Annotated in this window: 11 protein-coding genes and 1 other RNA gene; 10 read left to right on the top strand and 2 right to left on the bottom strand. The window is 49.8% G+C overall.

The features are described 5' to 3' along the window. Positions 1-8 precede the first annotated feature (8 nt). Positions 9-1355, top strand: a complete 1347-nt coding sequence (locus JYJ62_RS05005; protein ID WP_205341098.1) for a DEAD/DEAH box helicase — start codon at positions 9-11, stop codon at positions 1353-1355. Between the two features lie 75 nt (positions 1356-1430). Here the strand turns inward: JYJ62_RS05005 and JYJ62_RS05000 are convergent, their stop codons facing one another. Together JYJ62_RS05000 and tesB are read right to left on the bottom strand one after the other, a co-directional pair. Continuing rightward, positions 1431-2030, bottom strand: a complete 600-nt coding sequence (locus tag JYJ62_RS05000) for an HAD family hydrolase (RefSeq protein ID WP_205341097.1) — start codon at positions 2028-2030, stop codon at positions 1431-1433. A gap of 4 nt (positions 2031-2034) precedes the next feature. Beyond that, on the bottom strand, positions 2035-2922 hold the full coding sequence (gene tesB, locus JYJ62_RS04995) for an acyl-CoA thioesterase II (RefSeq protein ID WP_205341096.1): 888 nt from the start codon (positions 2920-2922) through the stop codon (positions 2035-2037). Positions 2923-3074: 152 nt separating this feature from the next. Here tesB and JYJ62_RS04990 point away from each other — a divergent pair, with 152 nt between their 5' ends. The 9 genes from JYJ62_RS04990 to mraY all read left to right on the top strand — a co-directional run bounded on the left by JYJ62_RS04990 (position 3075) and on the right by mraY (position 12375). Then, positions 3075-4337 (top strand): TIGR03862 family flavoprotein, encoded by a 1263-nt coding sequence (locus tag JYJ62_RS04990; protein WP_205341095.1) that lies wholly within the window; start codon positions 3075-3077, stop codon positions 4335-4337. 56 nt (positions 4338-4393) lie between these two features. Next, positions 4394-4749: RNase P RNA component class A (rnpB, locus tag JYJ62_RS04985), an RNA gene on the top strand. A 292-nt stretch (positions 4750-5041) separates the two neighbouring features. Continuing rightward, the gene (gene mraZ / locus JYJ62_RS04980) at positions 5042-5497 is read left to right on the top strand and encodes a division/cell wall cluster transcriptional repressor MraZ (protein ID WP_205341094.1); all 456 of its coding nucleotides are present in this window, start codon (positions 5042-5044) and stop codon (positions 5495-5497) included. A gap of 2 nt (positions 5498-5499) precedes the next feature. After that, on the top strand, positions 5500-6441 hold the full coding sequence (rsmH, locus tag JYJ62_RS04975) for a 16S rRNA (cytosine(1402)-N(4))-methyltransferase RsmH (protein ID WP_205341093.1): 942 nt from the start codon (positions 5500-5502) through the stop codon (positions 6439-6441). After that, positions 6438-6731, top strand: a complete 294-nt coding sequence (ftsL, locus tag JYJ62_RS04970; protein ID WP_205341092.1) for a cell division protein FtsL — start codon at positions 6438-6440, stop codon at positions 6729-6731. Before rsmH ends, ftsL begins: the two co-directional genes overlap by 4 nt. After that, on the top strand, positions 6728-8455 hold the full coding sequence (locus JYJ62_RS04965) for a peptidoglycan D,D-transpeptidase FtsI family protein (RefSeq protein WP_205341091.1): 1728 nt from the start codon (positions 6728-6730) through the stop codon (positions 8453-8455). Before ftsL ends, JYJ62_RS04965 begins: the two co-directional genes overlap by 4 nt. Beyond that, complete coding sequence (locus JYJ62_RS04960; RefSeq protein WP_205341090.1) at positions 8455-9924, top strand: UDP-N-acetylmuramoyl-L-alanyl-D-glutamate--2,6-diaminopimelate ligase; 1470 nt, start codon at positions 8455-8457, stop codon at positions 9922-9924. Before JYJ62_RS04965 ends, JYJ62_RS04960 begins: the two co-directional genes overlap by 1 nt. Further along, the gene (locus JYJ62_RS04955; protein ID WP_205341089.1) at positions 9917-11293 is read left to right on the top strand and encodes a UDP-N-acetylmuramoyl-tripeptide--D-alanyl-D-alanine ligase; all 1377 of its coding nucleotides are present in this window, start codon (positions 9917-9919) and stop codon (positions 11291-11293) included. The genes JYJ62_RS04960 and JYJ62_RS04955 overlap by 8 nt, the downstream gene beginning before the upstream one ends. Further along, a complete protein-coding gene (gene mraY, locus JYJ62_RS04950) occupies positions 11293-12375 on the top strand; it encodes a phospho-N-acetylmuramoyl-pentapeptide-transferase (RefSeq protein ID WP_205341088.1) in 1083 nt (360 codons plus the stop codon). Before JYJ62_RS04955 ends, mraY begins: the two co-directional genes overlap by 1 nt. The last annotated feature ends 4 nt before the right edge of the window (positions 12376-12379 follow it).

Genomic DNA, 12379 nt, shown 5'->3' with positions numbered 1-12379 from the left:
AAAAGTACATGTCTTTTGCAAGTTTAGGGTTAATGCCAGCGTTGCTTGGTAATTTACAGCGCCTCAATTACCAACAACCAACGGCTGTGCAGCAGAAAGCTATTGCGCCCATTCTTGCGGGTAAAGATGTCTTGGCCGCTGCGCAAACCGGAACAGGTAAGACTGCAGCATTTACTTTGCCAGTCTTACAACTGCTGCTGACCCAAGGGGGAAAAGTGACCTCGAACGGTGTGCGGACATTGGTGCTGGTGCCAACCCGTGAGCTGGCTGAGCAAGTGCATGAATCCATTCGTAGTTATTTAGACGAGCTGCCGTTGCGCACAGCCGTGGCTTATGGTGGTGTCAGTATTAACCCGCAAATGATGCAGCTGCGTCGTGGGGTCGATGTGCTCGTCGCCACGCCAGGACGTTTGTTGGATCTGTACCAGCAAAATGCGGTGCGCTTTCATCAAATGCAAATATTGGTGCTTGATGAAGCCGACCGTATGCTGGATTTAGGTTTTGCTGAAGAGCTCAATGCGCTGTTTTCTGTAATGCCAAATAAGCGCCAGACCTTATTGTTTTCAGCAACGTTTTCCGGACCTATCCGTACCTTGGCCGGCAACTTACTGCGTGATCCCATACGTATTGATGTCACGCCAAAACACTCGGCAGCTGAGACGGTTAAGCAGTATCTGCTGGTGGTTGATAAACACAATAAAACCGAGTTGCTTTTACACTTATTGAGCAGTCGTAAGTGGGGGCAAGTTCTGGTGTTTGTACGCACCCGTAAAGGTGCTGAGTCACTGCATAAAAAACTAATGGCGGCGCAGGTGACAGCGGATGCTATTCACGGTGATAAAACCCAGCCGGCGCGCTTACGTGCTTTGCAGGATTTTAAAAAAGGTCGTATTCAAGTCTTGGTCGCCACTGATGTGGCGGCGCGCGGACTGGATATTGAGCAGTTACCGCATGTGGTTAACTTTGATTTGCCGACTGTGGCGCAGGATTATGTTCACCGTATCGGTCGTACCGGTCGTGCTGGGCTCAGTGGTGAGGCGATTTCTTTAGTCAGCGCTGATGAAATAGAAAAATTAATTGCCATTGAAGAGTTGATGGGTATTAATTTACAGCGTTTTGATGAACCAGATTTTTATGCCGAACACCGCTTGCCAGAAACCATCCTCGGTGTTGGTAGCATTAAAAAGCCGAAGAAACTGAAAAAGAATAAAGTCGCCGCGGTGGCTGGGCAGATCCACTTAGGCGATATCTTATCGGCTGAATCACAGCCGCGCGTGGTAGCGGTACGCCCAGCACCACGATTGGCTGTGCCAGGTCGTCATAAGCCAAAGCCGAGTAATGCTAAACCTCGATAAGTTTACTCTGCAGGCAAACCCGTTCTGAAAAGGCTGGTTTGCTTTGGCTGATGGCCCTGGTGAACCTTTAAAGCGTTAGTCTATAACTGCCTGTAGCAGTTGCTGGCAATCCGAGGCATGAAAATCGGTCAGTTCAGGCCAGAGGTTATCTGCGTTATTGACCTGAATCGCATAAGCGCCAGCGGCGTGGGCTGTTTTTAAATCCATCTGAAAGTCCCCCACCATAATCAATTGCTGCGGTTTGACGTGCCAGCGTTCAGCTATTTTTAACAAGCCGTCTGGGTTGGGTTTGGGGATGGCTTGTTCGCGACCTAAAATCTGCTCATGCGCAAAGTAATCACTTAAACCAATGGCCCCTAGAGTCAGTAGTGCAAGCTCTTGTGCATTACGGGTGAGAATGGCTAGCTTACGTTGCTGCTGATGGAGGTGCTTGATCAGCTCAATTGCACCGAGTGCTGGCTGTGCATTCAGCGCCAGCTGACGCTCGTGATCCAACAACCAGGCATGTTTTTGTTGAGATTCAGCGCTCGGCAGTGAGGCCAGGTGTCCGAGTATGTCGGCATGCTCTGGAATTTCGAGCATGCGACGAATATACAGAAAGTCATGTACGGCAATGGTCAGTGTGCCGTCCATATCAAAAACCCAGTGCTGACAGTTTTTTAAATATGCTGACATAGCGTTAACCGATAATATCCTTATGTTGCCAATCGCCGCGGGTGCGAATAAGGCCTTCTTGGGCAACCGATGTTACTAAGCGGCCGTCACGCGTATAAATGCTGCCGCGTGTATAGCCGCGAGAGTTGCCCGCCCAAGGGCTATCGGTTGTGTAGAGCAGCCAGTCGTCTAAGCAGACGTCTTCGTGGAACCAAATCGAGTGATCAATGCTGGCAACTTGCATATGTGGCTGCCAGATCGTTGCGCCGTGAGGTATCAACGAAGTGGTCAGCAGGCTGAAGTCCGAAATATACGCCAAGAGATATTTATGTATGGCCGGTGATTGCGGTAATGTTCCAGCGGGTTTAAACCACACATGTTTAATCGGTGCACCTATTTCTGGGTTCAGCGGGTCTAAAACCTGCACGGGACGAGTTTCAATCGCTTTGGCGCGCAGCATTTTTTCACGATTTTCTTTGGTAAGCGCTTTAGCTAGATAAGGCGATAAGACTTCTTCCGGAGTTAGATCTTCAGGCGGTGGCACATCAGGCATATCTGTTTGATGCCTAAAGCCCTCTTCATGTTTATGAAACGAGGCGCTGCAGGTGAAAATTGGCTGACCATTTTGAATGGCCGTAACACGGCGTGTGCTAAAACTGCCACCGTCGCGTATACGCTCAACCTGATAAATTACCGGTTTTTTAGCATCGCCTGGGCGTAAGAAATAACCGTGTAAAGAGTTGGCTGGGCGAGAGGGGTCAACCGTTTGGCTGGCAGCAGAGAGCGCTTGCCCAAGAACTTGGCCGCCAAATAATTGCCGGAAACCGAGTTCTTGGCTCACTCCGCGGAATAGGTTTTCCTCGATTGTTTCCATACTCAATAACGACACTAACTGGTCAAGAATTGAATTCATTAGGTTCCTCGCCGGCTAACAGATAGGCCGTGAATAATAGGGTGACGATTGATTGTTGAGTTAGATGGTAAAGTTTTTTTCAGCTTTTGTCGGCTATCTATTGCTGGGCTGGTATTATTTTATTTTTAACTTTGAATAAAGGCGCCTGCTTTATGGCCGATTCGCAGCATAGTTTAACAGTAGCGCCCGTCTGCATTATTGGCGGTGGACCTGCCGGACTCATGGCAGCTGAAGTGCTCGCAGACGCGGGATGTGTGGTGCATGTGTTTGACGCTATGCCTTCGTTAGGGCGTAAGTTTTTACTCGCTGGGATTGGTGGTATGAATCTGACCCACAGTGAAGATAAGGAGGCTTTTGCACAGCGCTATCATGCTCAACAAGGTTGGGTGGCTGGCTGGCTGGCACAGTTTGATGCGCAAAGTGTACGTGATTGGGCGCAAGGTTTAGGTATCGAAACCTTTGTTGGCAGTTCCGGGCGGGTGTTTCCCAAAGATATGAAAGCTGCACCTTTATTGCGTGCTTGGTTACAGCGCTTGCGTGCTTTAGGGGTAAAGATTCATACGCGTAGCCGCTGGTTGGGTTGGGATGAACGGGGAGCATTGCGTATTGCAACGGCCGCTGGTGAGCAGCAGGTACGCGCGAGCGCTGTATTGTTGGCGTTAGGCGGGGGGAGCTGGCCGCGACTGGGTTCTGATGCGGCATGGTTGCCTATCCTTGAGCAGCAAGGGATTGCTGTCAGCGTATTACAGGCCAGTAACTGTGGGTTTGATGTGGCTGCCTGGAGTACAGTTTTTACTGATAAATATGCTGGTACACCGGTTAAAAATTGTGCGTTGAGCGTTGCTGGACAGGCGTTCCGTCAAGGTGAATGGGTGATCACTCGTAGCGGTATTGAAGGCAGTTTGGTCTATGCGCTCTCAGCGGCTATTCGTCAGCAAATACGCCAAGACGGGCGCTGTACTGTTTTGCTCGATTGCCTGCCCCATAAGTCATTAGCTCAGGTGCAAAGCGCTTTAGAAAAACCACGCGGCAAAAAAACGCTGAGCAAACATTTACAGGCGCAGTTGGGCTTGGGCGGTGTGCGAGCAGCATTGTTGCGTGAGTGCGCGCCGGCTGACTGCTTTAATGATATGCAGCAACTGGCCCAGTGGATTAAATCTCTACCCATTGAAGTGTTGCAGGCGCGACCGTTAGCAGAAGCTATTAGTACAGCGGGTGGTGTTGATGCAAAAATGTTAAATCAGGGCTTGATGCTTAACGCTAAGCCTGGAGTGTTCTGTGCTGGAGAGATGCTGGATTGGGATGCACCCACCGGTGGCTACTTATTAACCGCATGTCTGGCCAGTGGCTTTGTAGCAGGGCATGGCATGCTGGATTGGCTTGCTAAGGACTGTATTGTTGAACAAATTGTGTAAGTTTTTTATCACGAATGCTTGCGGTGCTAGGCAATGCACCGTAATCTTCGCCGCGGAGAGTCGATCGGACAGTCGCTGTTTCACTACTTCGGTAGTGAGAGGGAGGAAAGTCCGGGCTCCATAGGGCAAAGTGCCAGGTAACCCCTGGGAGGCGTGAGCTTACGGAAAGTGCCGCAGAAAATAACCGCCTAAGCACGCAAGTGCCGGTAAGGGTGAAAAGGTGCGGTAAGAGCGCACCGCACGGCTGGTAACAGTCCGTGGCTAGGCAAACCCCACTTGGAGCAAGACCAAATAGGAGTCCATTGGCGTGGCCCGCGCTGGACTCGGGTAGGTTGCTTGAGGTCGTCAGTGATGGCGATCCTAGAGGAATGACTGTTCACGACAAAACCCGGCTTACAGATTGACTCTCCGCTTTTTTTCCTGATTAACGACCGTTGGTCAGAGTGTGAAAAACACTATCTCTTAAGGAATCACTTTAACTTTTCTAGTTAAGGTGCTCATCCATCTATGATTATTTTTTTAAATCGCTATTTAAATAGAAACTGAATGAAGTAACTGTAGCTAAGTTCAAGACTTATAACGGTTTTTCTGTGTTTATTACTTGACGCTGGGTCGTTGTGATTTCTATAGTGTGCATAAGTGGCATGAAGTGGGGAAAAGTGGGTTTTTTTTGCTTGAGTACTGCATAATATAGGGGCACAGCGGTGTTTCGCGGATCTAGCGCTATTAATCTTGACGCCAAAGGGCGCCTTGCGATGCCCAGTCGGTATCGGGAGGAGTTGCTTGAGCGTTGTGACGGTCAGTTGGTTATTACCATCGATTTAGCCGATCCGTGCCTGTGTATTTATCCTTTGCCTGATTGGGAAAAAGTTGAAACCCAGCTCAGTCAAATGCCTTCTCTGCGGCCACAGACGCGCCAGTTGAATCGTTTGTTGATTGGTAGTGCAGTGGACTTAGAGTTGGACAGCAGTGGCCGCTTGCTAATCCCCGTGCGTTTGCGCGAGCAGGCTGGTTTGACCAAACAAGTGATGTTGGTGGGACAACTGAATAAGTTTCAGTTGTGGGATGAGACAAAATGGAATGAGCTACTTACTGCTGATCTTGAAGATATTAAAAACTCTGATCACCTGCCCGAAGAATTAATGAATCTGGTCCTATAATTATGAGTGAAGCGTTAAGTCACATCACCGTGTTACTTGATGAGGCGGTTAATGCCTTAGCCGTACGTTCGGCTGGCTGCTATGTAGATGGCACCTTTGGTCGTGGCGGTCACAGTCGGTTGATTTTAGAACAACTTGCTAGTGATGGTCAGCTATTGGGATTTGATAAAGATCCGTTAGCCATCGCCACCGGCTTGCAACTGCAGGAGCACGATGCGCGCTTTGCTATTGTGCAGCGCAGTTTTGCAGAAATGGACAGTGAGTTAAAACAGCGCCAGCTATTTAATCAAGTCGATGGAGTGTTGCTCGACCTCGGTGTGTCCTCACCACAAATTGATGATGGTGAGCGCGGCTTTAGCTTTATGCATGACGGCCCTTTAGATATGCGCATGAATCCTGCTGAGGGTATCAGCGCTGCGCAATGGGTCGCGCAGGTGAGCGCCGAAGAAATGGCGCGTGTTTTCAAAGAGTATGGTGAAGAGCGTTTTGCTAAACGTATGGCCAATGCTGTGGTTGCTCGACGTGCGCTGCAGCCTTTTACTCGAACCGGTGATTTGGCCGCTGTACTGACTGAAGCGAACCCAGCTTGGGAAAAAGGCAAAAATCCTGCAACACGTGCTTTTCAAGGCATGCGTATTCATTTGAATAATGAACTGGCTGACTTAGAAAAAGGCTTGGACGCTGCTTTGGCGTCATTAAAAGTTGGCGGGCGCTTGGTGGTAATTAGTTTTCACTCATTAGAAGATCGTATTGTTAAACAATTTATGCGTCGTCTGGCTAAGGGTGAAGCCGATCAGTTACCTCGTCATTTGCCGATTATTCCGGAAAAATTTGATCCTATTGTCAAATTACTTGGCAAGCCGCAATACGCCAGCCCCGCCGAGCTTAAAGTCAACCCGCGAGCACGCAGTGCCGTGATGCGTGTGGCGGAGAAGCTGCGGTGAGCAGAATCTATGCAAAACCATTACCGCGCCTCAGCGGTATTTTGCTGTTTTTGTTTGTTGCTAATTTAGCTTCAGCAGTCGCGGTGTCTTATGCCTCGCATAACAGCCGTAAATATTTAAATGAGCTGTTTGAGGTCACACAAATTCGCGATCGAATACAAGCCGAATGGGGACGCTTTATTTTAGAGCAGAGTACTTGGACCGCGCATAACCGTATTGAAGCCTTAGCCGTGCAGCAATTGAACATGCATATTCCTGAGCCAGCGGCGATAAGGATGGTGACCCCATGAAACGATTGCAAGGCGTTGAACACCCGAATCGTTTTATTATTATTCTGGTTTTACTCTCGGTGCTAGCGGCTGCTATTGCAGTGCGTATTGTTTATCTACATATTTTTAGTCATGAATTTTTAGCGATGCAAGGTGATGCGCGGGCGATGCGTCATATTCCTATACCTGCGCATCGTGGGGTGATTACCGATCGCAACGGTGAGCCCTTGGCTGTGAGCACACCAGTGCTGACCTTGTGGGCCAACCCGAAAGAATTACTGACAGTTAAGAGCCGTTGGAGTGAGCTCGCCGCAGCACTTAAAGTGCAACCGGCGGTGCTGGCTAAACGTATTGAGACTAATGCTACGCGTGAATTTATGTATTTGGAGCGTGGTTTAACCCCTGAAAACGGGCAAAGCGTACTCGATCTTAAAGTGACGGGTGTGTACGCTAAAGAAGAGTTTCGTCGTTTTTATCCGGCGGGTGAAGTGACCGCGCACTTGGTTGGCTTTACTGATATTGATGAGCAGGGTCAGGAAGGTATTGAACTTGCGTTCAATGATTGGCTGACTGGTGTACCGGGTAAACGACAGGTCATCAAAGACCGCAAAGGCGATTTGATTCGTGATGTGCAGGTTAAGGAAAATGCTAAACCGGGCAAGCAATTAGCATTATCCATTGATTTGCGTCTGCAGTATTTAGCCCACCGTGAATTGCGTAAGGCCTTGCTCGAGTTTGAGGCTAAGGCTGGTTCTTTAGTGATGATTGATGTGCGCAGCGGTGAGATTTTGGCAATGGTCAATCACCCAACCTATAACCCGAATAATCGTCGACATTTAAACCCACAAGCAATGCGTAATCGCGCCATGGTTGACGTGTTTGAACCGGGCTCAACGGTTAAACCATTTTCAATTGCTGCGGCGTTAGGTACTGGGCGTTGGACGCCAGAGTCGACAGTCGATACTGGTAATGGCCAGCTGAGAATAGGCCGCTACACCATTCGTGATGTGTCGCGCGGTGGGCTATTGGACTTAACCGGTGTCTTGAAAAAATCCAGTAACGTGGCAATCAGTAAGATTGCTTTAGATATTGGCGCGCAGCCTGTCTATAACGTCATGCAAAGTGTTGGTTTTGGTGCCGATACAGGTCTCAGTTTTCCGGGTGAACGGGTGGGACAGTTGCCTATGCACCGCAAATGGGGACAGGCTGAAACAGCTACTTTAGCGTATGGCTACGGCTTATCTGTGACTGCAGTACAGCTGGCGCATGCCTATGCGGTGCTGGGTAATCATGGCCGTAATATGCCTCTGTCGCTGATCCGCCAAGATCGTAAAGCCGATGACGGTGCGCAAGTGATTGATGCGGATATTTCCAACTCGGTGATGGGTATGCTGCGGGCTGTGGTTGAAGAGGCTGGCGGCGGCGGTGCACGAGCACAGGTGCCGGGTTACCACGTCGCGGGTAAAAGTGGTACGGCTAAGAAATTAGCAACCGGCGGTGGTTACACTAAAAGTTCGTATCGTTCATTGTTTGCCGGTGTTGGGCCTGTCGATAACCCACGTGTTGCCGCTGTGGTGGTGATTGATGAGCCCAGTAAAGGCGGTTACTACGGTGGTTTGGTCGCTGCTCCAGTCTTTGGACGGGTGATGGCCGGCGCGTTGCGCATGCTCAATGTGCGTCCAGATAACTTACCAACTGAAACGCCAAGCGTTGTGGTTGGCACTGCACAAGGAGGGCGCGGCTAATGGCAATGCCCCTGAATCAATTATTTGCGCAAGCACCCAGCTCTACATTAATTCGTGAGCTGACTCTGGATAGCCGTAAGGTGCGTCCAGGTGATTTATTTTTAGCGGTAGACGGCATCGAGCAGGATGGCCGTGATTATATTGGTGATGCTATTGCGCGTGGCGCCTCAGCCGTCGTTTACGAAGCACGTGATGCGTTAGCGATGCAAGACAGTGAGGCTTTATTGCTGCCTGTGCACGACTTGCAAGCACAGTTATCTGAAATCGCTGGGCGTTTTTATGGTGAACCCAGTCGCGCCATGCGAGTGGTTGCAGTGACCGGTACCAACGGTAAAACCAGTGTTACTCAGTTACTTGCGCAAGCATCCGATCTGCTGGGGCAACACTGTGGTTTGATTGGCACCTTAGGCAGTGGTTTTTATGGCAATTTGACCCTTGGGCATTACACCACGCCTGATCCTTTGACAGTGCAAGCAACTCTAGCTGATTTGAAAAATGCCGGTGCTAAAGCCGTGGCGATGGAAGTGTCCTCGCATGGTTTGGCACAGCATCGCATCAGTGCAGTGAGTGTTACCGTTGCGGTGTTAACAAATTTGACCCGTGATCATCTTGATTACCATGGTTCCATGCAGGCTTACGCAGAGGCTAAGGCGAGCTTATTTAGCTGGCCTGGATTGCGCGCTACGGTATTGAATCTCGACGATGCTTTTGGTCGTGAACTGGCCGAACAGACCTCGTCTGCGCGCTTAATAACCTACAGTCTTACGGACACCAGTGCCACTATTTACTGCCGTAATATTCGTTTTAGTCCGTCAGGGATTCAGGCTGAAGTGGTTACTGCACAAGGTGAGGGCAATTTATCCAGTGCTCTCATTGGCCGTTTTAATTTAAGTAACTTATTAGCGGTGATTGGCGCGCTATTGGGTTTAGGTTATTCCCTCGAGCAAACGCTTGCGGTGCTACCAAAACTGCAAGGTCCAGTAGGGCGTATGCAGGTGTTGGGTGGGCAACAACGGCCTGTGGTGGTCGTTGATTATGCCCATACACCGGATGCTCTCGAGCAAGTGTTGACAGCGTTACGCCCGCATGTGGCGGCTAACGGGCGTTTGTTGTGCTTATTTGGCTGCGGCGGTGAGCGTGATGTGGGTAAGCGTCCCTTGATGGCTGAAGTGGTTGAACGCTTGGCGGATGCTGCAGTGGTGACGGATGACAACCCGCGCGGTGAAGATCCTGCCAGTATTCGCGCTGACATTTTAAATGGCTTCAGTGCGGGTGCTGCTGTGACTGAGGTTAATGAGCGTGGTGCCGCAATTGCTCAGCTGATTGCTCAATCCAGTTGCCATGATGTGATCGTTTTGGCCGGTAAAGGTCATGAGAATTACCAAGAAATTAATCAATTGCGTCAGCATTTTTCAGATATTGAACAGGCCGAGCAGGCGTTAGCTGTATGGCAGGTGAGCGATGTTTAAACCTTTGCAGTTAAGTCAATTGCTAGAACCACTTAAGGCCACCTTGCAGGGTGCTGATCTTGAGTTTCATGCCCTCAGTACTGACAGCCGCAAGGTCAGTCGCGGGCAATTGTTTGTGGCTTTGCGCGGTGAGTTTTTTGATGGGCATCTGTACTTAGCCGATGTGGCTAAGCGCGGAGCGGTGGCAGCAGTCGTTGAAGAGTTTCAGCCTGAGGTCAATATCACTCAGCTCTGTGTGGCTGATACGCGGATTGCGTTAGGGCAAATAGCTTTAATCAACCGTCAGCAGTTTAACGGTCAAACCGTTGCCGTTACAGGCTCCAGTGGCAAGACCACGGTTAAGGAAATGCTTGCTAGCATCTGTCGTTGTGAATTAGGTGAAACGGCGGTGTTGGCCACGCGTGGTAATTTAAATAATGAACTGGGCGTGCCTTTTACCTTACTGGAGCTTAATCAACAGCACCGCGCTGCGGTGGTTGAGCTGGGTGCTTCGCATGCCGGTGAGATTGCCTATACCGCTGCCTTAGTACAGCCGATGGTGGCCGTGATCAGTAATGCTGGGATGGCTCACGCCGGTGAGTTTGGCGGTCCTGAGCATATTGTTTTAGCCAAAGGCGAGATTCTTGATGGTCTAGGCGCTGAAAATACTGCAGTGCTGAACCTTGATGATCCTGCCTTTGCACAGTGGCGAGCGCGTAACAGTGTGTGTCAAGTCTTAAGTTTTTCCACCAATAACTCGGCAGCTGATGTCTACGCCAGCGGTATTGTCAGTAATGCGCAAGGCCGTATGGGCTTTAACCTGCACGGCGTTGCCGGTGAGTGCTTTATCCAGTTAGCGGTATTGGGTTTACATAATGTGAGTAATGCCTTGGCCGCAGTTGCTGCAGCACATGCTTTAGATTTGCCATTGCCAGCTATTAAGCAAGGTCTCGAAAACATGAATGCTATTTCAGGGCGCAGTGTGGTCTATGAATGTGCCAACCATGTGCAGTTGATTGACGACAGTTATAACGCCAACCCAGCCTCAATTCGAGCGGCTATTGATGTCTTGCAGAACATGCCTGGCCAGCGCGTATTGGTGTTGGGTGATATGGGTGAGTTGGGTGAGTGGGCCGAGCAAGAACACGCACAGATTGGTACATATGCCAAAGGTAAAGTGGATGCGGTTTTTGCAACAGGTCCGTTGATGCAGCATGCCATTGCACAATATTGTGGTATTTCAGGGCACTTTCTCGAACAAAGTAGTCTGATCGAAGCGCTACTCACACAAGTGAGTGGGCCAGCAACACTTTTAATTAAAGGTTCACGCAGTGCGGCAATGGAGCATGTTGTTAATGCACTGCGCACACGTTTAGGGGACGCACTCTGATGTTGCTTTTATTGGCGGAGTACTTACAGCAGTACTACAAAGGCTTTGCAGTCTTTCAGTACCTGACTCTGCGCGGGATTTTTGGTGTGCTCACTGCATTGGTGATGTCGCTGTGGCTCGGTCCGAAAATGATTCGCCTATTACGCAATTTACAGATTGGCCAATCTGTGCGTACCGATGGACCGCAGTCGCACTTGTCTAAATCCGGTACACCAACGATGGGCGGCGCCTTAATAATCGCCTCTATTACTATCAGTACTTTACTTTGGGCTGATCTAAGCAACCGCTATGTATGGATTGTATTGCTGGTCACTATCCTCTTTGGTGCGATTGGTTGGGTGGATGATTATCGTAAAGTCGTTGAGAAAAACTCGCGTGGCTTACCGGGACGTTGGAAGTATTTCTGGCAGTCCGTGTTTGGTTTAGCGGCAGCCTTGGTGCTCTATTTTACCGCGCAAACACCTGCTGAAACCGCGCTGATTGTACCGTTTTTAAAGGACATCAGTATTCCGCTTGGCGCAGGTTTTGTGCTGCTGACTTACTTAGTGATCGTCGGTACCAGTAATGCCGTCAACTTGACTGATGGCCTTGATGGCTTGGCGATTTTGCCCACGGTATTGGTCGGTGGGGCGCTGGGTATCTTTGCTTATGTTTCTGGGCATATCAGCTTCGCACAGTATTTGTTTATCCCTTATGTGCCGGGTGTCGGTGAGCTGATTATTTTCTGCGGTGCCTTGGTTGGCGCAGGTCTAGGCTTCTTATGGTTTAACACCTACCCAGCACAAGTGTTTATGGGTGATGTCGGCGCTTTAGCTTTAGGTGCTGCACTCGGCACTGTAGCGGTGATTGTGCGCCAAGAAATTGTTCTGTTCATTATGGGCGGTGTGTTTGTCGTGGAAACCTTATCGGTGGTGATTCAAGTGGCCTCCTTTAAGTTAACCGGTAAGCGCGTGTTTCGCATGGCGCCCATTCACCACCATTTTGAGTTAAAAGGCTGGCCAGAGCCGCGCGTGATTGTGCGGTTTTGGATTATTACCGTGGTGTTGGTTCTGGTGGGACTTGCCACCTTGAAACTGAGGTAGATAA

The sequence above is a fragment of the Denitrificimonas caeni genome (assembly GCF_905120345.1).
In the GTDB taxonomy this organism is placed as follows: Bacteria; Pseudomonadota; Gammaproteobacteria; order Pseudomonadales; family Pseudomonadaceae; genus Denitrificimonas; species Denitrificimonas caeni_A.
The sequence above is the reverse complement of the archived record's forward strand: the minus strand, read 5'-3'. Positions and strand labels throughout refer to the sequence as shown.